This window comes from Cognatishimia sp. MH4019, from assembly GCF_020177595.1.
In the GTDB taxonomy this organism is placed as follows: domain Bacteria; phylum Pseudomonadota; class Alphaproteobacteria; order Rhodobacterales; family Rhodobacteraceae; genus JAHTBL01.
On sequence record NZ_JAHTBL010000005.1, the window covers coordinates 215613 to 237655 of the forward strand.

At 59.3% G+C, this 22043-nt stretch carries 25 protein-coding genes; 9 read left to right on the plus strand and 16 right to left on the minus strand.

Annotation, left to right across the window (positions count from 1 at the left end; genetic code table 11):
- Positions 1-33: 33 nt before the first annotated feature.
- Positions 34-747 (minus strand): autoinducer binding domain-containing protein, encoded by a 714-nt coding sequence (locus KUW67_RS11020; protein ID WP_224825358.1) that lies wholly within the window; start codon positions 745-747, stop codon positions 34-36.
- On the opposite strand from KUW67_RS11020, the gene KUW67_RS11025 reads away from it, so the two are divergent.
- Positions 722-916, plus strand: a complete 195-nt coding sequence (locus KUW67_RS11025; RefSeq protein WP_224825359.1) for a hypothetical protein — start codon at positions 722-724, stop codon at positions 914-916. The two genes, KUW67_RS11020 and KUW67_RS11025, sit on opposite strands and share 26 nt — an antisense overlap.
- Before the next feature lie 190 nt (positions 917-1106).
- Here the strand turns inward: KUW67_RS11025 and ccrA are convergent, their stop codons facing one another.
- Together ccrA and KUW67_RS11035 are read right to left on the minus strand one after the other, a co-directional pair.
- A complete protein-coding gene (ccrA, locus tag KUW67_RS11030) occupies positions 1107-2390 on the minus strand; it encodes a crotonyl-CoA carboxylase/reductase (RefSeq protein WP_224825360.1) in 1284 nt (427 codons plus the stop codon).
- A gap of 141 nt (positions 2391-2531) precedes the next feature.
- On the minus strand, positions 2532-3899 hold the full coding sequence (locus tag KUW67_RS11035) for a 1-acyl-sn-glycerol-3-phosphate acyltransferase (RefSeq protein ID WP_224825361.1): 1368 nt from the start codon (positions 3897-3899) through the stop codon (positions 2532-2534).
- A 59-nt stretch (positions 3900-3958) separates the two neighbouring features.
- Here KUW67_RS11035 and KUW67_RS11040 point away from each other — a divergent pair, with 59 nt between their 5' ends.
- The 3 genes from KUW67_RS11040 to deoD all read left to right on the plus strand — a co-directional run bounded on the left by KUW67_RS11040 (position 3959) and on the right by deoD (position 7366).
- Complete coding sequence (locus KUW67_RS11040) at positions 3959-4546, plus strand: GNAT family N-acetyltransferase (protein WP_224825362.1); 588 nt, start codon at positions 3959-3961, stop codon at positions 4544-4546.
- A gap of 90 nt (positions 4547-4636) precedes the next feature.
- Positions 4637-6607 carry a protein meaA gene (locus KUW67_RS11045; RefSeq protein ID WP_224825363.1) on the plus strand — a complete coding sequence of 657 codons (1971 nt, stop codon included), beginning with the start codon at positions 4637-4639 and terminating at the stop codon, positions 6605-6607.
- Between the two features lie 54 nt (positions 6608-6661).
- Positions 6662-7366: a purine-nucleoside phosphorylase gene (gene deoD, locus KUW67_RS11050; RefSeq protein WP_224825364.1), complete on the plus strand. Its 705-nt coding sequence runs from the start codon at positions 6662-6664 to the stop codon at positions 7364-7366.
- A 92-nt stretch (positions 7367-7458) separates the two neighbouring features.
- On the opposite strand, the gene KUW67_RS11055 is transcribed toward deoD, so the two are convergent.
- Positions 7459-8280 carry a DUF1989 domain-containing protein gene (locus KUW67_RS11055; RefSeq protein ID WP_224825365.1) on the minus strand — a complete coding sequence of 274 codons (822 nt, stop codon included), beginning with the start codon at positions 8278-8280 and terminating at the stop codon, positions 7459-7461.
- A 74-nt stretch (positions 8281-8354) separates the two neighbouring features.
- Between KUW67_RS11055 and KUW67_RS11060 the strand changes: the two genes are divergently transcribed.
- Positions 8355-8609: a hypothetical protein gene (locus KUW67_RS11060; protein ID WP_224825366.1), complete on the plus strand. Its 255-nt coding sequence runs from the start codon at positions 8355-8357 to the stop codon at positions 8607-8609.
- A 71-nt stretch (positions 8610-8680) separates the two neighbouring features.
- Here KUW67_RS11060 and KUW67_RS11065 read toward each other — a convergent pair whose 3' ends face one another.
- From KUW67_RS11065 to sdhC, 5 genes are all read right to left on the minus strand, one after another.
- Complete coding sequence (locus KUW67_RS11065) at positions 8681-9460, minus strand: succinate dehydrogenase iron-sulfur subunit (protein ID WP_224825367.1); 780 nt, start codon at positions 9458-9460, stop codon at positions 8681-8683.
- Positions 9461-9469: 9 nt separating this feature from the next.
- Complete coding sequence (locus KUW67_RS11070) at positions 9470-9961, minus strand: hypothetical protein (RefSeq protein ID WP_224825368.1); 492 nt, start codon at positions 9959-9961, stop codon at positions 9470-9472.
- Between the two features lie 397 nt (positions 9962-10358).
- Positions 10359-12164, minus strand: coding sequence for a succinate dehydrogenase flavoprotein subunit (gene sdhA, locus KUW67_RS11075; protein ID WP_224825369.1), 1806 nt, complete (start codon positions 12162-12164; stop codon positions 10359-10361).
- Between the two features lie 18 nt (positions 12165-12182).
- A complete protein-coding gene (gene sdhD, locus KUW67_RS11080) occupies positions 12183-12554 on the minus strand; it encodes a succinate dehydrogenase, hydrophobic membrane anchor protein (RefSeq protein ID WP_224825370.1) in 372 nt (123 codons plus the stop codon).
- The gene (sdhC, locus tag KUW67_RS11085) at positions 12554-12949 is read right to left on the minus strand and encodes a succinate dehydrogenase, cytochrome b556 subunit (protein WP_224825371.1); all 396 of its coding nucleotides are present in this window, start codon (positions 12947-12949) and stop codon (positions 12554-12556) included. The genes sdhD and sdhC overlap by 1 nt, the downstream gene beginning before the upstream one ends.
- A 386-nt stretch (positions 12950-13335) precedes the next feature.
- Between sdhC and KUW67_RS11090 the strand changes: the two genes are divergently transcribed.
- The gene (locus KUW67_RS11090; protein ID WP_224825372.1) at positions 13336-13653 is read left to right on the plus strand and encodes a hypothetical protein; all 318 of its coding nucleotides are present in this window, start codon (positions 13336-13338) and stop codon (positions 13651-13653) included.
- Between the two features lie 56 nt (positions 13654-13709).
- Here the strand turns inward: KUW67_RS11090 and KUW67_RS11095 are convergent, their stop codons facing one another.
- The 5 genes from KUW67_RS11095 to KUW67_RS11115 are packed head-to-tail and all read right to left on the minus strand — an operon-like array spanning position 13710 to position 17054.
- Positions 13710-14420, minus strand: a complete 711-nt coding sequence (locus tag KUW67_RS11095; protein WP_224825373.1) for a DUF4344 domain-containing metallopeptidase — start codon at positions 14418-14420, stop codon at positions 13710-13712.
- Positions 14417-15445, minus strand: a complete 1029-nt coding sequence (locus tag KUW67_RS11100; protein WP_224825374.1) for a MaoC family dehydratase — start codon at positions 15443-15445, stop codon at positions 14417-14419. Before KUW67_RS11100 ends, KUW67_RS11095 begins: the two co-directional genes overlap by 4 nt.
- Positions 15446-15649, minus strand: a complete 204-nt coding sequence (locus KUW67_RS11105) for a DUF1737 domain-containing protein (RefSeq protein WP_224825375.1) — start codon at positions 15647-15649, stop codon at positions 15446-15448. It lies immediately after the preceding gene.
- Positions 15646-16206 (minus strand): NnrU family protein, encoded by a 561-nt coding sequence (locus tag KUW67_RS11110; RefSeq protein WP_224825376.1) that lies wholly within the window; start codon positions 16204-16206, stop codon positions 15646-15648. The genes KUW67_RS11105 and KUW67_RS11110 overlap by 4 nt, the downstream gene beginning before the upstream one ends.
- Complete coding sequence (locus KUW67_RS11115) at positions 16203-17054, minus strand: CoA ester lyase (RefSeq protein WP_224825377.1); 852 nt, start codon at positions 17052-17054, stop codon at positions 16203-16205. The genes KUW67_RS11110 and KUW67_RS11115 overlap by 4 nt, the downstream gene beginning before the upstream one ends.
- A 252-nt stretch (positions 17055-17306) precedes the next feature.
- Here KUW67_RS11115 and KUW67_RS11120 point away from each other — a divergent pair, with 252 nt between their 5' ends.
- Positions 17307-17621, plus strand: coding sequence for a hypothetical protein (locus KUW67_RS11120; protein ID WP_370634966.1), 315 nt, complete (start codon positions 17307-17309; stop codon positions 17619-17621).
- 6 nt (positions 17622-17627) lie between these two features.
- On the opposite strand, the gene KUW67_RS11125 is transcribed toward KUW67_RS11120, so the two are convergent.
- Entirely contained in the window at positions 17628-18383 is a 756-nt protein-coding gene (locus KUW67_RS11125; RefSeq protein ID WP_224825378.1) for a sulfite exporter TauE/SafE family protein, read from the minus strand.
- 162 nt (positions 18384-18545) lie between these two features.
- On the opposite strand from KUW67_RS11125, the gene mdh reads away from it, so the two are divergent.
- Positions 18546-19508 carry a malate dehydrogenase gene (mdh, locus tag KUW67_RS11130; RefSeq protein ID WP_224825379.1) on the plus strand — a complete coding sequence of 321 codons (963 nt, stop codon included), beginning with the start codon at positions 18546-18548 and terminating at the stop codon, positions 19506-19508.
- A 57-nt stretch (positions 19509-19565) separates the two neighbouring features.
- On the opposite strand, the gene KUW67_RS11135 is transcribed toward mdh, so the two are convergent.
- On the minus strand, positions 19566-20582 hold the full coding sequence (locus tag KUW67_RS11135) for a glycosyltransferase family 2 protein (RefSeq protein ID WP_224825380.1): 1017 nt from the start codon (positions 20580-20582) through the stop codon (positions 19566-19568).
- A gap of 258 nt (positions 20583-20840) precedes the next feature.
- Here KUW67_RS11135 and sucC point away from each other — a divergent pair, with 258 nt between their 5' ends.
- Positions 20841-22034: an ADP-forming succinate--CoA ligase subunit beta gene (gene sucC, locus KUW67_RS11140; RefSeq protein ID WP_224825381.1), complete on the plus strand. Its 1194-nt coding sequence runs from the start codon at positions 20841-20843 to the stop codon at positions 22032-22034.
- Positions 22035-22043 lie beyond the last annotated feature (9 nt).

Consider the following 22043-nt stretch of genomic DNA (forward strand, 5'->3'; position numbering starts at 1 on the left):
AATACCTAAACCCGGCATCCGCCATTCAAAGCGTCAAACGACGATCAGTCCCAAAGATGTCGCCCGCGCGACTGCATGGGTGGTGTTCATCGCGCCCAGCTTGAACCGCGCACTTTCAATATAGGCGCGCAACGTGTGCTCCGAGATATCAAGCGTGTTGGCGACTTGCGCGCGCGAATAGCCCAGCGCCAGATAGGTCATCGCATCTACCTCGCGCGGCGACAGCGCGCGCGCGGCATCCGGTTGGGCGTTGGGCTCGAACTCCAGGGCCTTTTGGTTAAAGAAATGCGCAATCAGGATCAGATCGCGCAAATTGCGCTCAGTGAAAGACGCCCATTCCGCATCGGTCGCGGTGTCATTCAAGGTAAACAGCGCAAATTGCCCCTGCGGCCCCCGGATCGGGATCGAAAAGCCCTGATTGCCCAGCCCGAAATTGATGGCTTCTTTCATGAAGTTGCGCGCGGCCTTGCTGGACCAGTCCAACCGCTTCCAATCCACCGGGTGAAACCGCTGATAGCAACCCTGTATGACCGGATCGACACGCAGATAATCGTGTTCAAGATAGTGTTCGACCCATGTCATCGGGTAGGTGCCGACGCCGTATTGCTCGCCGTCGCTATTCACCCAATGATAAACGATATGAGCTATTTCGTAGTAATCACGCAGCTCGACCGAGAGCGTTTGAAGATCGTCACGCGATTGGGCGCGCCAAAGGCGATCGATGAGCGATTCCAAATTGCGCACCATCCGTGGCACACTCTCCCCTAGTCGCAAGCTCAGCCGCCGCGACAAGCGCCGCATCGTCAAGCTGTTCTGCGAGTGCGTTCAGACCATTGGCGCCTGCGAAGGTACGCAGATCGGCCAGAACGTCAATTATCCAATCATTTGCCATTTAACACTCTCTAGAGAAGGTTAACAAAACATTAACTCAACTCTAGCACGAGCAGCGTTACAAAAGAATTAGCAACATTGACTAACCCTATTCTGGTGGGGCCAGCGCAACCTAAGTCTTTGAATTTATTGAGGTGAGGTTTGCGCCACCTGTAAAGTCGCACGAAAAAAGCGGCTGTCAAACCAAACTGACAGCCGCTTTAATTTGGTAATACTTACTGTGCAGCGAGCGTATCTTCCAACGTCCGCAAACCCGTCTTCGGCGCTTGAACCAGCACCGACATGTTGCCCGGCTTATGCTCATTGCGCAGCATCTTCATATGCGCTTCGGGCAAATCATCCCACGGGAACACTTCGGACATGCACGGGTCCAGACGACGCTCCACCATCAGGTTGTTCGCGGCAGAGGCCTGCTTGAGATGGGCAAAGTGGCTGCCCTGCAGACGCTTCTGGTGCATCCACATGTAGCGCACGTCAAAGGTCAGGTTGAAGCCCGTGGTACCAGCGCAAATGACGACCATGCCGCCCTTTTTGCAAACAAAGGTCGACACCGGGAACGTCGCCTCACCGGGATGCTCGAACACCATGTCGACATTGTTGCCCTTGCCCGTGATGTCCCAGATCGCTTTGCCGAATTTGCGCGCTTCCTTGAACCATTCAGCATATTCCGGCGTGCCGACCTTCGGCAGCTGCCCCCAGCAGTTGAAATCCTTGCGGTTCAGAACGCCTTTTGCACCCAGCCCCATGACAAAATCGCGCTTATCCTCTTCAGAGATAATTCCGATCGCGTTGGCACCCGCCGTGTTGATCAACTGGATCGCATAAGAGCCCAGCCCGCCCGACGCGCCCCAGACCAGAACATTCTGACCAGGTTTCAGATCGTGCGGCTCATGCCCGAACAGCATCCGATATGCCGTCGCCAGTGTCAGCGTATAGCACGCCGCCTCTTCCCAGCTCAGATGCTTGGGGCGCGGCATCAGTTGCTGCGCTTGCACGCGGGTGAACTGGCTGAACGATCCATCAGGCGTCTCGTAGCCCCAGATGCGCTGGCTGGGCGAATACATCGGATCGCCGCCATTGCAATGCTCGTCGTCCCCATCATCCTGGTTGCAGTGGATGACCACCTCATCGCCCACCTTCCAACGCGTGACCTTGTCACCCACAGCCCAGACGATGCCCGCGGCATCAGAGCCTGCGATGTGATAGGGTTGCGTGTGCCCATCAAATGGGCTGATCGGCTGACCCAAAGCGGCCCACACACCGTTATAGTTCACACCCGCGGCCATCACGAGAACCAGCACTTCGTTGCTGTCGATCTCCGGCACGTCCACGACTTCTTTCAGCATCGCGGTATCAGGATCGCCATGACGCTCGCGGCGGATCGCCCATGCGTGCATCTTCTGAGGCACGAACCCCATCGGAGGCATCTCGCCCACATCGTAAAGCTCCTTTTCCGGAGCGTCGTAAGTGAACACTTCAGTATTCGTATCGAGAGCCATGAAAACCTCCAGGTCGCAAGTGCCGCAGCGCAGAATCGCGCCGTCTTGCCGACTCAGATATTGGGATTTAGGTAATAAAGCAATCCGATTTGAAAGATTTTTGTAACTTTATAACCTTGCAGCCGCAGAAAGTTGCGCGAGTTATGCCGCATCCGCAGCATTCACATGGGCAATCGAGTTCGCATAATACCGCAGAACATGGGCTTCCTCAGGGGCGATTGTGTAATTGTCGTCCTGCTCGATGATCAGGCTGCGCTTGCGCAATTGGCGCAGACCGACCTCGGCGGCATAGGCCAGATCATCACGCGGCAGATGGATATGGGCAGTGTCCATCTCGTTCAGACGGGCTTGCATCTCGGCCTCGATCTGCGCGCGTGACAGGGGACCGTCCGCCGTCAACAGGATCTGGCTCACCAGCGGCACCGGCAAGACCGGCATCACATCTTCAATCCGCGCCATCAATGCCCGGCCCAGCGCTTTGATTTCAGCGCGCGGCGACGAGCCCGTGTATTCCTTCAGCGACAGCGGCTTGCCAAAGCTCACACTTGCATAGCCCATCCGGTGATAGCGGAACGTGACCCACAGCCAGAGCTGCTTCAGCACGAACCCCATGACAACACTCATCCGCGCGCGGAACTTACGGTTCCCCGCTTCCCCTGCCGCAATCAGGATGCGATCTTCCAGAACCCGATCATAGTTAATCGCCACGGGGACAAAGACGATATCGCGCCCCTCAGGATCAAATCCGTCCAGAATATAAGTCAGCAACCCCAGCTTTGGCGGCGCCAGCGCCCCATCAAGGCTCAACCCACCTTCCGGGAACACCGCCTGCGTCACGCCATTGCGCGTCGCCATCTGCACGTAGCGGGCCAGAACTTTGCGATACAAAGCATTGCGCGACTTGCGCCGGATAAAATACGCGCCCATCGCCCGGATCAGCCGCGACAAGGGCCAGACCTGCGCCCATTCTCCCACCGCATAAGACAGTGCAGAGGCCCGCGCGGCCAGATAGGTGACCAGCACATAATCCATATTGCTGCGGTGGTTCATGATGAAGACGACCGTCGCGTCGCGCGGCACGCCCGTCAGCGTCTCGTCATAATGTCCCAGCCGCACACGATACAACGCCGTCGCCAACCATTTGGCCAGCCGCGTCCCGATCCCGAAATAGGCCGTCGCACTGAACGACGGCACGATCTCGCGCGCATAGCGGCGGGCCTGCTCGAACGCCACGTCCTCGCGAACGCCATGCTCCTTGGCATGCTCGACGATCGCTTGCGTGACCTCGGGGTCATAAGATAGCCGCTGGATCATGTCCGTCCGCCGCGCCAGCTTGAAGGGCTCAATCGGCCGTGTCAGCTTTTTGTTCAGCTTGTCCACGACGCGTTCTGCACGTTTGCGGAAGAACCACCGCACAGATGGAAACAGAAAATGGCTCAGCGCAGTGACCGTTGCAAACAGCACCAGCAGCACGAAAAGCCATAGCGGAAGGGTGATGGTCGTAAACATTAATCGCCAACCTATGCCACACTCTGGAAAATCCCAATCCCTGGTCTTACTTGCGTGGTATGAAGATCACGCTCTCGCCCGGCTTCAGCGAAGCAGAACGCGCCCATGCCGCGCAGCTTTATTGGCAGGCTTTCTCTGGCAAACTCGGCAAACTGATGCGCCCCGACGCCAAGGCACTGGCCTTTTTACAAGACGTGCTGAACCCCGATTTCGCGATCAGCGCGCGTGATGGGGCGGGCCAGCTCTTGGGGCTGGCGGGGTTCAAGACAGCCGATGGCGCACTTGTCGGCGGTGAGTTAAGCGACATACAGCGCCATTACGGCCCTTGGGGCGGTCTCTGGCGTGGTCTGCTGCTCACGATCCTCGAACGTGATCTTGAACCCGGCGTTCTTCTGATGGACGGCATTTTTGTCGATGCGAACGCCCGTGGCCAAGGCGTCGGCACCCAGCTTCTGGGCGCCATCCTGTCCGAGGCGCGCACCCGCGACCTTTCCCAGGTCCGCCTTGACGTGATCGACAGCAATCCCCGCGCCCGCGCGCTTTACGAGCGTGAGGGTTTTCAAGCTGGCAAGACCGAACATATCGGCCCTCTGCGCTATCTTTTCGGCTTTTCCAACGCCACGCGCATGACCCATAGCCTATCGTAACGCCGCAACGCAGCGAAAACGCTTGATTATAATCTTTCGCGGAATTAGGAACTCACAGAAGATTATTACCCAAATCGAATCGAGGCTCCCATGACCGACGCGCCGCAAAAAGACCGCCCTTGGCTTTTCCGCACCTATGCGGGGCACTCCACGGCCAAAGCCTCCAACGCGCTTTATCGCGGCAACCTCGCCAAGGGTCAGACCGGCCTTTCGGTCGCTTTCGATCTGCCCACGCAAACCGGATACGACAGCGATCACGAGCTGTCGCGTGGTGAGGTCGGCAAAGTCGGCGTCCCCGTCGCGCATCTGGGCGACATGCGCGCGCTCTTCGATGATATCCCGCTTGAGAAGATGAACACCTCCATGACGATCAACGCGACGGCCCCTTGGCTGCTGTCGCTCTACATCGCCGTGGCCGAGGAACAGGGCGCCGATGTGTCCAAACTGCAAGGCACCGTGCAGAACGACATCATCAAGGAATACCTCTCGCGCGGCACCTATATCTGCCCGCCAAAACCGTCCTTGCGCATGATTACCGATGTCGCCGCCTACACGCGCGAGCATCTGCCAAAATGGAACCCGATGAACGTGTGTTCCTACCACCTTCAAGAAGCCGGCGCGACGCCCGAGGAAGAACTGGCCTTCGCGCTGGCCACCGCCACCGCCGTGCTTGACGATCTCAAGGGCAAAGTCCCCGAAGAACATTTCCCCGCCATGGTCGGCCGCATTTCCTTCTTCGTGAACGCGGGCATCCGTTTCGTCACCGAGATGTGCAAGATGCGCGCCTTTGTCGAACTCTGGGACGAGATTTGCGCAGAGCGTTACGGCGTTGAGGACCCCAAGTTCCGCCGCTTCCGCTACGGCGTTCAGGTGAACTCGCTCGGTCTCACCGAACAGCAACCCGAAAACAACGTCTACCGCATCCTGATCGAGATGCTCGCTGTCACGCTGTCGAAAAACGCCCGCGCCCGCGCTGTGCAGCTGCCCGCTTGGAACGAAGCGCTGGGTCTGCCCCGCCCATGGGATCAGCAATGGTCGCTCCGTATGCAACAGATCATGGCGTTTGAGACGGACCTCTTGGAATATGATGACCTTTTCGACGGCAACCCTGCCGTGGATCGCAAGGTCGCTGCATTAAAAGACGGTGCGCGCGCCGAGCTTGCCCAGATCGACTCCATGGGCGGCGCAGTTGAGGCCATCGAATACATGAAATCCCGTCTCGTGGATTCCAACGCCGAACGCATCATGGGCATTGAGGACGGCGGCACCACCGTCGTCGGCGTGAACCGCTATCAAGAGGCCGAAGAAAGCCCCCTGACCGCAGGCGACGAGGCGATCATGGTCGCCGACAAGGACGCCGAGGCCGACCAACTGGCCCGCCTCGCCGCATGGAAAGACGCCCGCGATGATGCCGCCGTGCAAAAGGCGCTGGAGGCTGTCCGCCAAGCCGCTGCCACAGGCACCAATATCATGATCCCTTCCATTGAAGCCGCCAAGGCAGGTGTCACAACCGGCGAATGGGGCGACGTCGTCCGCGCCGCTTTCGGACAATACCGCGCACCGACGGGTGTCTCCAAGAACCCCTCCAACCGCACCGAGGGGCTGGAGGAAATCCGCGCCCAGGTCGATGCCGTGTCGGATAAACTCGGCCGCCGCCTCAAGTTCCTCGTCGGAAAGCCCGGCCTTGATGGCCACTCCAACGGTGCCGAACAAATCGCCGCCCGCGCCCGCGATTGCGGCATGGACATCACCTATGAAGGCATCCGCCTGACGCCTGATGAAATCGTCACCGCCGCCAAATCCGAAGAGGCCCATGTCGTCGGTCTGTCGATCCTGTCGGGCAGTCACATCCCTCTGATCGGTGAGCTGATGGAAAAGATGCGCGCCGAGGGCCTGGGCCACATCCCCGTGGTCGTGGGCGGCATCATCCCCGAAGACGACGCCGACCGCTTGCGCGCCATGGGCGTTGCCAAGGTTTACACGCCCAAGGATTTCGAGCTGAACCGCATCATGATTGACCTCGTCGGTCTGGTGGATGAGGCCCCGTTGGCTGCAGAATAATCCTGCTTCCCCCTTTGCGAAGCCTATGGCAGGGTCCGAAAAAAGGAGCCTGCCATGACGCCCCATATTGCAGCCAAACCCGGTGATATCGCCGAAACCGTCCTGATGCCCGGCGACCCCCTGCGCGCCAAATGGGCGGCCGAGACGTTTCTCGACGACCCCGTCTGCGTCAACGAAGTGCGCGGCATGCTGGGTTTTACCGGCACATGGCGCGGAAATCGCGTGACGATCCATGGCTCGGGCATGGGCATGCCGTCGCTCTCGATCTACGCCAACGAACTGCTCAAAGATTACGGGGCCAAGACGCTCATCCGCATCGGCTCCACCGGGGCGATGCAGGAGCATGTGAAGCTGCGCGACGTCATCCTCGCAATGACCGCAACGACGCTGAACACGCCGTCCTCAGGCATCTTCAAAGACCTGAACTTCGCCCCTTGCGCCGATTACGACCTGCTTTCTGCCGCAGCCGAGGCGGCCAAAGGCGAAGACTGCACGACCCATGTGGGCGGCATCTATTCGTCGGACGTATTCTACGACGAACGCCAGGATTTGAATGAACAGATGATGCGCCATGGCACGCTTGCCGTCGAAATGGAAGCGGCCGAGCTTTACATCCTCGCCGCGCGTTACAAAGCGCGCGCTCTGGCCGTGCTTACGGTGTCAGATCACCTCATCACAGGCGAAGCGCTGCCCTCTGAGGACCGGCAATCCAGCTTTGGCGATATGGTGGAAATCGCCCTTGAGGCTGCGTTCACCTAAACCGTCGGAAATAGGTATTTTCGGACAAAAGAAGCCGGTAACCGCGCATTAACCTTAACGCGCGCGCCTGTCTTCTTTTGTCGATAAATACCTCAAATCCCATGGGTGCGGTCATACCCGTTCGTCTGAGGAGCAGACCACCCGTCCGGAGCCCGCGCCAGATCATAGACCGTAATCTCCAACGGATAACACTTCGCCTCATCGCTAGAATGCGTGGCAGAGCAATCCCCGCCCGGACAGGCCGATAGAGCGCACAACAGATCAACCTCGGCAAAAAATTCGATGAAATCTCCGGGCTGCACCGGGCTGGCTTTCATGAAGTATTGCTGCGTGTCCCGCGTGAACCCGGTGCACATGAAAACATTCAGCACATCATGGACATGACACTCGGCCTCGCTCAGCGAGAGGTTCAGGTGCTCTGCCACCGCGCGCGTCAGGTTGGAATGACAGCAGTGGTGATAATCCTGTCCGCTCAGCAGGTGGTGGGTATAGGGGTCACAGCGCGTTCCGATCACGTCATGTATCCCGCCTCCGTCTGCATCGAACCGATACCAGTTCAACGTGTCTCGCGTGATTGTCACCATTGGGCGCAGCGTCGGAAAACTGCTCCACAATTGGTGCCCTTCGGTCACATGCGTGCCGTGCAGCGCCCGCGTTTTGCCGGAATAGAACCGCTCGCTCAGGTCATGGGCATTCCACAGGTTCAGATCCCCCACCTGCGGCCCGTCGATGGAGGTGATCCGAAACGCTTGACCCGCCTTGACCTCGAAACACGCCGCCTCGCGCGGCGGCGCGATATGTGTTGCAACGCAGGTCATGCCATCACAGGCCGCACGCAGCGCAGGCAGGTCAGGACGCGGCAGAGTTTCGACCGGATAACAGATCACCGGGGGCACGGGCGCACGGCTTGGCATAAATATGGATCTCCTGTGGAACCAAAGGAAATGGCATGTGTTGAGCAGCATCACATCTATAGGAGACTTACACTATGAAACGCTTTTTCCAACTGACTGCGATTACTGCCTCTGCTGTTGCTCTGGCAGGCTGCGCTACTCAAGAGCGCGAAGTCGTTGTGACAGAGCCAACGCCGATTTACGCCAAGGACGGCACGATCATCGGCACGACGCAGGTTGTGCGCGCAGAGACCGACGTTTCGCTCGGCGCCAATGAGATGGAAAACCCCGAAGCCATCATGGATACCGATCTGGATCGCGACACGCTGATCGAAGGCGATGACATGTAAGCTCCGCCCATCGGACAAGTAAAAAGCCGCGCTCCATTTCGGGCGCGGCTTTTTTTCGGCGCTCGTGCAGCCTAGACCGTGCGCTCAACGATCATCTGCTTGATGTTGGCAATCGCCTCTGCCGGGTTCAGACCCTTCGGGCAGGTCTTGGCACAGTTCATGATCGTGTGGCACCGATAGAGCTTGAACGGGTCTTCCAGATCGTTCAACCGCTCACCCGTCGCCTCATCGCGTGAATCGATGATCCAGCGATACGCGTGCAGCAGGGCGGCCGGGCCAAGATACCGATCACCATTCCACCAATAAGACGGGCAAGAGGTCGAGCAGGACGCGCACATCACGCATTCATACAGACCGTCCAACTTCTTGCGGTCTTCAATCGACTGCTTCCACTCTTTCGCAGGGCGGTTTGTTTTCGTCTCAAGCCACGGCATGATCGACGCGTGCTGGGCGTAGAAATGCGTCAGATCCGGGATCAGGTCCTTGACCACCGGCATATGGGGCAGCGGGTAGATTTTGATATCGCCCTTCACCTCATCCAGGCCATAGATACAGGCCAGCGTGTTGATCCCGTCGATATTCATCGCGCAGGAGCCGCAAATCCCCTCGCGGCAGGACCGACGGAAGGTCAGCGTCGGATCGATCTCGTTCTTGATCTTGATCAGTGCGTCCAAAATCATCGGCCCGCATGTGTCCATATCGACGAAATACGTGTCCAGCGACGGGTTCTTGCCGTCATCCGGGTTCCAGCGGTAAATCTGGACCTTGCGCAGATTGGTGGCCCCTTCGGGCTTGGGCCACGTCTTGCCAGAGGTCATCCGGCTGTTCTTTGGAAGTGTCAGTTGGACCATGCTGTCCTCCTATCCGAATTGTCCCAAAACGGCGCTTAGGCCATCGCGGGAAATACAGTTAATCGTGTCCGGGCGGCGGCTGATATCCAGAACCACCTGCACCGTGCTGTCGTCCGGCCCCGTCGCGGCAGCGCGAGCCAGTTGAAGAATTTCCGCACCAGAGGCGTTGTCGATCACGCAATCGGTGATCGCCTCGCCGCCCGGTCCGGGCAAGTATTGCGCGACGATGGGCTTCACGACGCTACGTGCTGTTTCCCTCGCAACCGAGTCGCCAATGCCGGTATCGCACCCGACAAGGACCACAGAAGCGAAAACCGCAGCGGCAATCCGCATTCTAGCCACCTTGACCGGGGCAAAGCGTCGTTCCGCCTTGCATAACGCCAGCACCGGGCCGGCAATTAGCTGTGTGAACGGATGATCCGAAACCACCTGACGTTGCTCCCGCACCATAGGCACCTGATCGGATGCATCGCTGAAAATTCGCTGTAACCGCGCTGGCATGGATGCCAGCTCCAATTCCGCCCGCAAAGATTGAGGTCCCGACGCTTCGCGCAAATGCCTCAACCGACCCTCGGTTCAGCAGTCTTTCACAGTGGCTCATAGTGCTGCGACGCACTGGGGTGCCCGCACACACGGCAGGTGCGGTCGGTACGGCTGCAAACTGAACTTGGTACTTGTCCAAAAGGCAATCATTGACCGCTGCGGCAGATCCTTGTGTCGCCCCACTGGCGGGCGCGACCACTGGCAGAGACCCGCCACCGACAATCGAATACGATCCGGGCGCGCGGGTTTCGCGGATGCAATCGCTCACTGCGCCATTGACGGAATTTGCCGAAGCGACAGAGGTGAAACCGCATCTTGCAGCAACAAAGCCAATCAAAAGTACCGATCTTTGCATTTAATAAACCCTTGCTTTTGGTGCGATCTTCTTCAAATCAATACCGCCTTCATTATGGCTTGTCAGCGGGTTCAGATGCACGCCGCGGAAACCCAGCGAGGCCTTGTTGCCCTTGAACCAGATCAGCGAGTGCTTGCGCCAGTTCTCGTCGTCGCGGTCGGGATAATCCTCGTGGGCATGCGCCCCGCGGCTTTCCTTGCGCGCCTCGGCGGCGGTGATCGTGGCCAGCGCGTTGGGCATCAGGTTGGTCAGCTCCAGCGTCTCCATCAGATCAGAGTTCCAGACCATCGACGTGTCGGTGACCTGCAAATCCTCCAGCTTACCACCCACGGCATCCATCTTCTCGCAGCCCTCGGCCAGCGTCTTGTCGGTGCGGAAGACGGCAGCATCGGCCTGCATGGTCTTCTGCATTTCCAGACGCAGCTCGGCGGTCGGCACATGACCCTTGGCGTAGCGCAACCCATCAAAGCGGCTCAACGCGGCCTCAACCGAGCGGTTGTTCGGGGTCGGCACAGCCGTCTCCGGATCAACGATCTTACCCGCGCGGATCGCGGCGGCACGTCCAAAGACCACAAGGTCAATCAGCGAGTTCGAGCCTAGGCGGTTCGCCCCATGCACAGAGGCACAGCCCGCCTCACCCACGGCCATCAGGCCGGGGGCCACACGGTCGGGATCATCCTTGGTGGGGCTCAGAACCTCGCCCCAGTAATTCGTCGGGATACCGCCCATGTTGTAATGCACAGTCGGCAGCACTGGGATCGGCTCTTTCGTCAGATCGACACCCGCAAAGATGCGCGCGCTTTCCGAGATGCCGGGCAAACGCTCGGCCAGGGTATCAGGCGGCAGGTGGTTGAGATGCAGATGGATGTGATCGCCGTCGGCCCCAACCCCGCGCCCTTCGCGGATTTCCATTGTCATGCAGCGGCTGACCACATCGCGCGAGGCGAGGTCTTTATAGGTCGGCGCATACCGCTCCATAAAGCGTTCGCCTTCGGAGTTGGTCAGATAGCCCCCCTCCCCGCGCGCGCCTTCGGTAATCAGACAGCCCGCGCCGTAAATCCCGGTCGGGTGGAACTGCACGAACTCCATATCCTGAAGCGGCATGCCCTGACGGGCAATCATGCCACCGCCATCGCCGGTGCAGGTATGGGCCGAGGTCGCGCTGAAATAGGCGCGGCCATAACCGCCAGTGGCCAGAACGACCATTTTGGCAGCAAACAGATGCAACGTGCCGTCATCCAGCTTCCACGCCAGAACGCCCTGACATTCGCCGTCTTCCGACATGATCAGATCAATCGCGAAATACTCGATATAGAACTCCGCATTGTTCTTCAGCGATTGGCCATAAAGCGTGTGCAGAATCGCGTGACCGGTCCGGTCGGCGGCGGCACAGGTGCGCTGCACGGGGGGGCCTTCACCATATTCGGTCGTGTGACCACCGAACGGGCGCTGATAAATCTTGCCCGCTTCCGTCCGCGAGAACGGAACGCCGTAATGCTCAAGCTCATAGACCGCTTTGGGCGCCTCACGCGCCAGATATTCCATCGCGTCCGTGTCACCTAACCAGTCAGACCCTTTGACGGTGTCATACATATGCCACTGCCAGCTGTCGGGGCCCATATTGCCCAGCGATGCAGCAATACCACCCTGCGCGGCAACCGTGTGCGAGCGCGTGGGGAACACCTTGGTCACACAGGCCGTGCGCAGGCCCTGTTCCGCCATGCCAAGCGTCGCGCGGAGGCCAGCGCCGCCAGCGCCGACAACCACAACATCATATTCATGTGTTTCATAATCGTATGCAGCCATTTTACGGTGCTCCGTGCGTTAAAGCGCCATGCGGGCGATGGCAAAAAGGCCAGTCGCAGCCGCGGCGTAAGAAAGACAGGTGGTCGCGATCAGGGTGATCTTGCGGGCCGTTCCGTGAACGTAGTCCTCGATCAAGGCCTGCACACCGTTTTTGAAATGCAGAAATGTCGCAACAATCATCAGGGCCGCGATAATCGCCGGGAACGGCTGCGCGAAATAAGCCAGCACCTCGGCATGGGGTTTGCCCAGCATCGGCGCGAAAGTGAACAGAAAGAAGGGCGTCAAAACGGCCAACCCGGCAGAGCTGACCATCATCCACCAATGGTGATGCGTCCCTTCCTTGGCCGAGCCCATACCCTCGGCGCGTTTTCGGTCGGTCATGTAGGCCATTACGACATCCCTCCGATAATCAGCAGGCACAGGACGGTCAGCACGACCGATCCAATTACACAGGCCCAGCCCAGCTTTTCAGCCCAGCCGATCTCCATGCTACCGCCATTGTCCCAGTAAAGATGCCGCAGACCAGCCAGCAGATGATAGCACAGCCCCCAAAGCGACAGCACCAGCACCAATTTGCCAAAGACCGAGGTCAACACCCCGTCAGCCACAGCGAAGTAAGAAGGCGATGTCGCGGCAGCAAGCAACCACCACACCACCAGCAGTGCACTGATAAGCAGCGCGTTTCCGGTGATCCGCGTCAGGATGGAGCTGATGGATGTGATCTGCGGTCGGTAGATCGACAGATGCGGTGAGAGAGGGCGATTGCCCCTGTTCACGTCTGGCATATTTATTCCCTTCGGCTGTGCGCTCGCGCGCTGGCTCTGGCGTAAGTGATAGTGATTTTACGCTCTGAGTCACGCCTTCAGACCTTGATTTGGCGCGGTTATTTGGCGCAACCCGGCAGAAAATTCTAATTTGTGATCACGCGGTCGATAGCCGTGATCACAAAATTTCCTGTATGATGCGGCAAGCAGCGCTTTGCCGAACCGACCGCCCGACTCAGCGGGATTTAGCTCAATTCAAACTAAACGGTTTATTTTTTCGCGCGGCGTCTTGATCTCTTCGAAAGGTTCCCCCACTTGTGAACTTATCGGTTCACTTTTTCGTGCTCCGGTTGAAGTCTCCAGTCGGGCCTTTGAGTGCCCATAACGCTAAGTGAAAGGAAATAAAGATGAATTCCTATTTTATCCCGGCCGCCCTTACTGCTTTTCTTGTCACTGCCACGGCTCTTTCTGCGGGCCCAGCCGACGATTTCGGCAAGGCCATCGCAGCCTCCACCCCCAGCGCTCCGCAGACGCTTCAGATCGCAGCGGAAAAGCTGTCCGGCGACGGAGTTGACGAACAGATCACGATTTCACGCGATGTGATCTCCACTCAGAATGTCGGCATCAGCCAAGGCCACGCGCGCTTGGCTGCTGAAATGGGCGTTGATCCGGCAGACTACACCAATGCCGAACTCGCCAAGATGTTCATCGGTGAATACGACTGATCCAAAGGGTCCCCTAGGGATCGGCGCTTCGGCGTCGGTCCCGCCTTACGCGTCCCTTACTCAGGCGCGAGCGTTCGCAGGAACGGTTCAAACTCTGTGCACATCGTGATCGACTGTTCGCTCAGATCATAAAACGCATTCGGTTCATCACACGGCTCGACCCGCACGGTCAGCGTCTGGGGCAGTTGAAACTCCGCATTCAACTCACGAACCTCATCCTCCATCAGGATATGGGTCAGGCTGTCCCCTTCAGAGACGTATTTAATCGTGTCGCCGCCCCCGCTCTTTGCCATCTCGTCCAGCACCGGCCCCCAGCTGTCATTGGCCAGCGCGAATTCGTCCTCGCACAGTTCCGCGCGTTCTTCCGGCAAGCCCAGATCAACGGCCAGATCGTCCCGTTCGTCCGGGTTGGCCCCGTAGAACAGGCAGACAAGGTTGTAATACCGCTGCTCATCCGGGCCATGCACACCCCAATAAGCAATTTCTTCATCGCCTCGCTCGGCCACTTCACCCAAAAACCCGAAAGCCGCATCATAGGCGATCGCTTGCGCGGTCTCTTCATCATAGAACGCATCAATCAGCAGAACCGATAGCACGTCCGCGGCGTCTTCTTCTTGCCCGAAGACGGGCAATTGCATGATGTCGATCAGCGCATGACCCAGCTCATGGTAAAAAATGCTCAGCAGGTTGGATTCAACAAACAGCTCCGTATCCTCCGCCATCACTGGCGACGCCATCAATGCCAAAGCTGCTGCGAGATGTTTCATAGCGGCATCAAGGTCCAGTAATCGAGGTCCAGCAAGACCTCGGGCAGGTATTTGCCATCCTCACCGCGTAGCTTGAACGCGTCGCCTTTTGTGGCCACGAGCCGCAAGCGCACGGCCCCCACACCCGGCGCCGATGTCTCGGCCTTGTCCAGCACTTCCGACCACGCCCGCACCGTGTCGCCCGACAAGCACGGGTTCGCATGCGCGCCTGCGTTGATCGCCACGATCATCTGCGCATTGGCCAAACCGTTGAACGACAGCGCCCGCGCCAATGAGATTACGTGCCCGCCATAGATCAGCCGCGTCCCGTCAGGTCGCGCGGTCGCATCGAAATGCACCTTTGCCGTGTTCTGCCACAGCCGCGTGGCCATCATATGCTCGGCTTCCTCAATCGTGACACCGTCCACATGGTCGATCTGCTCGCCGATCTCATAATCGCCCCAGCGGTGTTCTTCCCCCGCCTGCGTGAAATCATAGCTTGAGAAGTCCAAGCCATCCGGGATCGGCAAATCCTCTGCCGCAACCACTTTGCTCAGCTCTGGCACAACCGTATCGGGCGCATCAGCATCGACATCCCGCTTGCGCACCATCACCCAGCGCACAAACTCCATCACCGTCTCACCGCGCTGGTTCGTTCCACGCGTGCGCACGTAAACAACCCCGGTTTTCCCGTTGGAGTTCTGCTTGACCCCGATCACCTCAGACGACGACCGCAAAGTGTCCCCGGCATAGACGGGTTGCAAAAACCGCCCCTCAGCATAGCCCAGATTGGCCACCGCATTCAGCGAAATGTCCGGCACCGATTTGCCAAACACCACATGAAACCCGGCCAGATCGTCCAGCGGGGACATCGGCAGACCGCACCCACGCGCAAACTCGTCCGACGAATACAAAGCCCCTCGCGCCGGATAAAGCGCATGATACAAAGCGCGCTCGCCGCCAGATACCGTCCGCGGCACCGCGTGCTCGATCACCTGACCGGGCGCGTAATCCTCGAAAAAGCGCCCCGCATTCGTCTTCACCATTTACTGGTCCCCTAATTTCATATCCGGGCTGTAATCGCCCTCGATCTCTTTCGTCACCGCCTGCCCGCAGCGCATCACACCGTTGGCCTCGTCAAACGCATAGGTCGGGTTGCCGTAAAGCTCCCAACCTTTGGCCAAAGCCGCACTGACCTTGTGACAAAAGGCAGACGTGTCATCCGCGCTCAGAAAGCGGTAAATCTTCATGACGGGAACGGCCACACGCCCAGCCAAACGTGGATCGCGGCGATGACCCCGTACAGCACCAGCGTAATCACAGCGAGCCGGATATGCGCAGCCTTATCGGCATTGCCCGGAGGCTCCCATGCAGGCTCGGCCCGGTTAATCAGAATGACTTCCCCCACGGCCCAGGCCAGCAGCCCGCCGAACAGGACGATCGACGCCAGATCGCCATTCACCAGCAAATGCGCCGCCGCCCAGATCTTGAACCCCGTGAGCTGAGGATGCCTGATCTTATTCGCAGGCCAGACCTTGCCCCCTTTGGCCGCACTCGACCCGTAAACCCAAAGCGCCAGGATCATCAGCGTGTTGTTCAGATGCACCGTCCAACCGGGCGTGTTCCAGACCGGAATAAACTCCGCCCCGCGATAGCCGATCACCATAAGGACGATGCTCGCCACGATGCCCAGCGCCACCAGCCCCTTGCCCGGATCGCCCAGCTTGGCGCGTTTTTCGGGCATCAGACGTTTGAAGTAATGGGCAGCGGTCCACAGCAGAACCCCGACAGCTAACAGAGCAATCATGCGATCTCCAGTTTGGCTATGGCGTCCGCCTTCGCCAGCGTCGCCTTCGCCGTCACGATATGCAGATTCTCGACGATTTTGCCATCCACCACGGCAACACCTTGCCCATCTGCTTCCGCCTGCTCGAACGCCGCGATCTGACGGCGCGCCAGATCAATCTCGGCCTCAGACGGGGCAAACGCCGCATTCGTGATTTCGACCTGCGCGGGATGGATCAACGTCTTCCCGTCAAAGCCCATATCGCGCCCCTGCTCGCATTCAACGCGCAGCCCTTCGTCATCCTTGAACGCGTTGTAAACGCCATCGACCGCCACAACCCCATGCGCCCGCGCCGCCAGCATGCACATCTGCAGGGATGTCAGCAAAGGCTCCCGATCTGCGCGAAAGCGCGTGTTCAGGTCCTTCGCCAGATCGTTGGTGCCCAGCACGAACCCCTCCAGCGCCGGATGCGCCGCAATCTCGGCCGCGTTCAAGATGCCCAAAGGTGTTTCCATCATCGCCCAGATCGCAACACCGGGGGCCAGTTCGGCCAGCGCTTGCACGTCCTCGGCTGAATCCACCTTCGGCAACAGCAAAGCATCCGCGCCGACATCCCGCAGCGCCTCCACATCCGCGTGGCCCCATTCGGTGTCCAGCGCATTGACCCGCACGATCTTCGCACGCGCGCCATAGTCCGCCGTTTTCAACGTCTCCGCCAAAAGCGCCCGCGCATTGGCCTTTTCCTCGACAGCCACCGCATCTTCGAGATCAAAGATGATCGCATCGACAGGCAGCGTCTTGGCTTTCTCCAAAGCGCGCTCTTTCGAACCGGGGATATACAGCACCGAGCGATAGGGACGTGCGGTCATTGATTCTGCTCCTCGCAATATTGTTGCGCGACGCCTGCCACAGACTTTGCAGATCATTCAAGAGAAACTTCGCTGCAACGCGGCACCAAACCTGCCTCAAAAAACAGCAGCCTGCGACGCTTAATCCCCTATTAAGGCGTCAGAACCGTTCGTTAACCTTAATTTGCGACACTCTTCGCAGTCTTGGATGCAGCGGTGGCATTCCTCGCCGCTCCGGCCCTCTCAGGGTCGCTCAGAAAAAAGGACGCGGACATGACACCGAAACTGCTACTTACAGGCCTTTCCATCGCAACCCTCATGGGCTCGACGCTCATGGTCAAAGCCCAAACGCAACGCTGCGGCGAACGCACGGCAATCGTTGAACGACTGATCAGCGCCTATGGCGAAACCCGCCAATCCATGGGGCTTGCGGCGAATAACGCCGTGATCGAAACCTTCGCCTCTGAAGAAACCGGCAGCTGGACCATCGTGGTCACCGGCACCAACGGGCTGACCTGTCTGGTCGCCTCTGGCCAAGCCTACGAGCACCTCGCCGAAGCGCTGCCCGCGGCAGGCACAGACGGCTAACCCTGTTTAGGTTAACGCGTCAAAGATCAGCTTGCTGCCGGTCAGGGTCAGCAAAACATATGTGACGCCAAAGAACGCGCGCTCCGAGATCATGTGGTGCGCGCGGACCCCCAACCATGTGCCCAGAACCGCAAAGGGGGCCAGCAGCAGATCCGCCAGAAGCGTCTGCCACGTGAAAATGCCCAGAAATGAATAGGGCACGAATTTCATCACATTGATGGCCCAGAAAATCAGGACAGTGCCAGACTGATAGGTCAGCTTGTCCAGCCCGCGGCTCAGCAGATAGACCGCCACCGGCGGCCCGCCTGCATGGCTGACAAAGCTGGTGAACCCTGCCGTGACGCCCGTCACCATCGCTGCTTTCGGCCCCATGGGGCGCTTGGGCTTCGGGATATAGCCCCCGCGCAGCAAGATCTGATAGGCGACAAAGGCCAGGGAAATTCCCCCAATCAAGAAGCGAAACACATCTGCATTCGCCACTTGATAAAGGGCGGCCCCCAGCGCCACGCCGGGCAGGCCCGCATAGATGATCAGGCGCACCTCGCCCCAGTCCCACTTGCGCCAATAGGCCTTCAACCCGGCCACATCCATCAGCATCAAAAGCGGCAGCATCACGCCCAGCGCCACGCCCGGATCGACCGCGAGCGCCAGAATCGACCCCGCCGCAAACGCCGCACCCGACCCGAAGCCCCCCTTGCTGATCCCCGCAAAGATCGTCGCCGGAATGGCCAAAGCGAAGAACGCAAGATCAAGTGTCAGCACGGGGTTGGTCCTGAAAAAGCACAGTCTGAGCTAGGCTTACACGCTGGCGCGCGCGCAAACCAGCGCCCATGCAGCGCTTCGCCGCGCCCCGTTGCCCTTGCGCGGCGCGGGGCAAAGGACTAGGCACCTGACCGAAATTCACTCGGATCGGAGATCACACTCATGGCCAGACCCAAGATCGCCCTTATCGGCGCGGGACAAATCGGTGGCACACTCGCCCACCTTGCGGCACTGAAAGAACTGGGCGACGTCGTTCTGTTCGACATCGCGGAAGGCATCCCCGAGGGCAAAGCCCTCGACATCGCCGAATCCGGCCCCTCGGAAGGCTTCGACGCTGCGATGAGCGGCACGCAAAGCTACGAAGATATCGCAGGCGCAGACGTCTGCATCGTAACCGCCGGTGTGCCTCGCAAACCGGGCATGAGCCGCGATGACCTGCTGGGCATCAACCTCAAGGTCATGAAATCCGTTGGCGAAGGTATCCGCGACAACGCGCCAGACGCGTTCGTGATCTGCATCACCAACCCGCTCGATGCGATGGTCTGGGCCCTGCGCGAATTCTCGGGCCTGCCCCACGAGAAAGTCTGCGGCATGGCTGGTGTTCTGGACAGCGCGCGCTTCCGTCACTTCCTGTCGGTCGAGTTCAACGTGTCGATGAAAGACGTCACTGCTTTCGTTCTGGGCGGTCACGGCGACACGATGGTGCCCCTGACCCGCTATTCCACCGTCGCGGGTATCCCGCTGCCGGATCTGGTGAAGATGGGTTGGACCACGCAAGAGAAGCTCGACGCCATCGTCCAGCGCACCCGCGATGGCGGGGCCGAGATCGTGGGCCTGCTGAAAACCGGCTCTGCATTCTACGCGCCAGCAACTTCGGCGATTGAAATGGCCGAAGCCTATCTCAAAGACCAAAAGCGCGTTCTGCCTTGCGCAGCTTATGTCGACGGCGCCCTTGGCCTGAACGGCTTTTATGTCGGTGTACCGACCGTGATCGGCGCCGGTGGGGTTGAGCGGATCGTGGACATCAAAATGACCAAGGACGAGCAGGCAATGTTCGACAGCTCGGTCAACGCGGTCAAGGGTCTGGTTGAGGCCTGCAAAGGCATCGACGAGTCGCTGGCCTAAAAGCCTCTCAAAGCAGTTCAGAAAACGGCGCGAGGGTCCCCTTCGCGCCGTTTTTCGTTATCCCAGCTTGCGTTTGAACCGCGCGATCAAATCCGCATTGCGTGCCCGCAGGTCCGCGTCAAACGCCGCCACACTCAGATCCAGACCCGGCATCGCTGCATCAATCACCGCTTGCGGATTGAACGGACGATCCTCGACATAGCCCATCTCGGTCAGCGCTTGCAGTCGCTCCGGCGTAAAGCCCCGCAACTGATCGTGATAGCTGCGTAGCCCGGTGGCGGTCTTGTATGTGGTCAACACCGCCTCCAACTGCGCACGCCGCTTATCACCCAAAATCTTCTGCTGCTGGTGTTTCGGCAGTTCGGCATAACGCAGCAGCTTCAGCATCCAATGCAGCGGCGTCAGCCCGTCATAATGCACCAGCCACGTCCCCGCGACATGGGCAGAGGGCAGCTTGGCCGTGCCCTCCAAAGGCTCCGCCCGGTGCACTGACAGCTGCGTTTCACGCCCCACAGGGACACAAGGCTTACCCAAGTTATGCGCCAAAAGCCCTTCATGGCTGACCGCATTCAGATCGCCCCAGACCGCGCCCGATACCGCAGGCCCGCGCCCCATCGCCCGACGCAACACGCCGTCGAAAATGCCCGGCGCGGGCTGGCCCAGCGCATAGGCGCGCTCATAGACGCGGAACTTCAGATAGCCGTCGATCTGGCCCAGATGCTTCAGCTCATCCGCCAAAGACCGATGCTGCCAAAGCAGTTCATCCGCGTCCAGATGGATCATCCAGCGTGCACTCGTGCGGCGGTAAGCCTCCGTCGCGTTGATCCGTTGCCGTCCGGTTTGCGGAACAGGCCGGTCGCCACGCGCCGCCCACCAATCGACATCGCAACGCGTGACGATCACCCGGTCCATCCCCTCGATCAACGCGCCCACCGGATCGTCCGGGTCATCAAGGAAAACCCAGACCTCGGACGCGCCCGTTTCCAGATGCCACAGCACATTGGCCAGAACCAGAACTGCGGGTTCCCGCACTGTCATGCAGATCGCCCACTCTCCGCCCGATGCTGTTGTCATTGCGCTATGCTCGCCTGAGTTTGGCCGCCCCGCGACCCGTTGAACCGCACCATAACCCGGCTCTTACAGCCCGCCTAGCCATTGATGTGACGGTGATTCTCCCTTCGGTATCCCATTGCACACCGAATTTGTGATCACACGTTAAAACCCTGTGATCACAAATGTCGCTTTTTCGGGGGATGCGACGAAAAGACGTTTTAGGCACGTCATAGCTTATGTCTATATCGCCTTTAAACGTAGCAAAACGGGACAGTTTGCATGAATATCCATGAGTATCAGGCCAAGGCCCTTCTTCGCAGCTATGGCGCCCCGGTGTCCGACGGACGTGTGGTGCTGAAAGCCGAAGACGCCAAAACAGCCGCCGGTGAGATGGACGGCCCCCTCTGGGTCGTCAAAGCACAAATCCACGCCGGTGGACGCGGCAAAGGCTCTTTCAAGGAAGCAGACGCAGGCGAAGCGGGCGGTGTCCGCTTGGCTAAGTCGGTCGAAGAAGCCGCTTCCGAGGCCAAGAAGATGCTCGGCCGCACGCTCGTCACGCACCAGACCGGTCCCGTCGGCAAGCAGGTCAACCGCATCTATATCGAAGACGGCTCCGGCATCGAGACAGAGATGTATCTGGCCCTGCTCGTCGATCGCCAGACCTCCCGCGTATCGTTCGTCTGCTCGACCGAGGGCGGCATGGATATCGAAGAGGTTGCCGCCGCGACCCCCGAAAAGATCCTTTCCTTCTCCGTCGATCCCGCTGCGGGTTATCAAGCCTACCACGGCCGCCGCATCGCCTTCGCGCTGGGTCTGGAAGGCAAACAGGTCAAGCAATGCGTCGGCCTGATGGGTCTGCTCTACAAAGCCTTCCTCGAGAAGGACATGGAGATGCTCGAGATCAACCCGCTGATCGTCACCGACAGCGGCGATCTGAAAGTGCTCGACGCCAAGGTCAGCTTCGACGGCAACGCAATCTACCGCCACGCCGACATCGCCGAGCTGCGCGACGAGACCGAGGAAGACCCCAAGGAACTCGCCGCCTCCAAATACGACCTGAACTACATCGCTCTGGACGGTGAAATCGGCTGCATGGTTAACGGCGCGGGCCTTGCCATGGCAACCATGGACATCATCAAGCTTTACGGGGCCGAGCCTGCCAACTTCCTCGACGTGGGCGGCGGCGCGACCAAGGAAAAGGTCACCGAGGCGTTCAAGATCATCACGTCTGACCCGCAGGTCAAAGGTATCCTCGTGAACATCTTCGGCGGCATCATGCGCTGCGATGTGATCGCCGAGGGCGTCGTTGCCGCCGTCAAAGAGGTCGGTCTCCAAGTCCCCCTCGTCGTGCGTCTCGAAGGCACAAACGTCGAAAAAGGCAAGGAGATCATCAACACCTCCGGCCTCGACGTCATCGCCGCCGACAACCTCAAAGACGGTGCCGAGAAGATCGTGAAAGCGGTTAAGGGCTAAGGAACGGCA

Coding starts and splice junctions, on each gene's coding strand:
- KUW67_RS11025 (WP_224825359.1), top strand. CDS start 722: ATGAGCGATTCCAAATTGCGCACCATCCGTGGCACACTCTCCCCTAGT.
- KUW67_RS11020 (WP_224825358.1), bottom strand. CDS start 747: ATGGTGCGCAATTTGGAATCGCTCATCGATCGCCTTTGGCGCGCCCAA.
- ccrA (WP_224825360.1), bottom strand. CDS start 2,390: ATGGCTCTCGATACGAATACTGAAGTGTTCACTTACGACGCTCCGGAA.
- KUW67_RS11035 (WP_224825361.1), bottom strand. CDS start 3,899: ATGTTTACGACCATCACCCTTCCGCTATGGCTTTTCGTGCTGCTGGTG.
- KUW67_RS11040 (WP_224825362.1), top strand. CDS start 3,959: ATGAAGATCACGCTCTCGCCCGGCTTCAGCGAAGCAGAACGCGCCCAT.
- KUW67_RS11045 (WP_224825363.1), top strand. CDS start 4,637: ATGACCGACGCGCCGCAAAAAGACCGCCCTTGGCTTTTCCGCACCTAT.
- deoD (WP_224825364.1), top strand. CDS start 6,662: ATGACGCCCCATATTGCAGCCAAACCCGGTGATATCGCCGAAACCGTC.
- KUW67_RS11055 (WP_224825365.1), bottom strand. CDS start 8,280: ATGCCAAGCCGTGCGCCCGTGCCCCCGGTGATCTGTTATCCGGTCGAA.
- KUW67_RS11060 (WP_224825366.1), top strand. CDS start 8,355: ATGAAACGCTTTTTCCAACTGACTGCGATTACTGCCTCTGCTGTTGCT.
- KUW67_RS11065 (WP_224825367.1), bottom strand. CDS start 9,460: ATGGTCCAACTGACACTTCCAAAGAACAGCCGGATGACCTCTGGCAAG.
- KUW67_RS11070 (WP_224825368.1), bottom strand. CDS start 9,961: ATGCCAGCGCGGTTACAGCGAATTTTCAGCGATGCATCCGATCAGGTG.
- sdhA (WP_224825369.1), bottom strand. CDS start 12,164: ATGGCTGCATACGATTATGAAACACATGAATATGATGTTGTGGTTGTC.
- sdhD (WP_224825370.1), bottom strand. CDS start 12,554: ATGGCCTACATGACCGACCGAAAACGCGCCGAGGGTATGGGCTCGGCC.
- sdhC (WP_224825371.1), bottom strand. CDS start 12,949: ATGCCAGACGTGAACAGGGGCAATCGCCCTCTCTCACCGCATCTGTCG.
- KUW67_RS11090 (WP_224825372.1), top strand. CDS start 13,336: ATGAATTCCTATTTTATCCCGGCCGCCCTTACTGCTTTTCTTGTCACT.
- KUW67_RS11095 (WP_224825373.1), bottom strand. CDS start 14,420: ATGAAACATCTCGCAGCAGCTTTGGCATTGATGGCGTCGCCAGTGATG.
- KUW67_RS11100 (WP_224825374.1), bottom strand. CDS start 15,445: ATGGTGAAGACGAATGCGGGGCGCTTTTTCGAGGATTACGCGCCCGGT.
- KUW67_RS11105 (WP_224825375.1), bottom strand. CDS start 15,649: ATGAAGATTTACCGCTTTCTGAGCGCGGATGACACGTCTGCCTTTTGT.
- KUW67_RS11110 (WP_224825376.1), bottom strand. CDS start 16,206: ATGATTGCTCTGTTAGCTGTCGGGGTTCTGCTGTGGACCGCTGCCCAT.
- KUW67_RS11115 (WP_224825377.1), bottom strand. CDS start 17,054: ATGACCGCACGTCCCTATCGCTCGGTGCTGTATATCCCCGGTTCGAAA.
- KUW67_RS11120 (WP_370634966.1), top strand. CDS start 17,307: ATGACACCGAAACTGCTACTTACAGGCCTTTCCATCGCAACCCTCATG.
- mdh (WP_224825379.1), top strand. CDS start 18,546: ATGGCCAGACCCAAGATCGCCCTTATCGGCGCGGGACAAATCGGTGGC.
- KUW67_RS11135 (WP_224825380.1), bottom strand. CDS start 20,582: ATGACAACAGCATCGGGCGGAGAGTGGGCGATCTGCATGACAGTGCGG.
- sucC (WP_224825381.1), top strand. CDS start 20,841: ATGAATATCCATGAGTATCAGGCCAAGGCCCTTCTTCGCAGCTATGGC.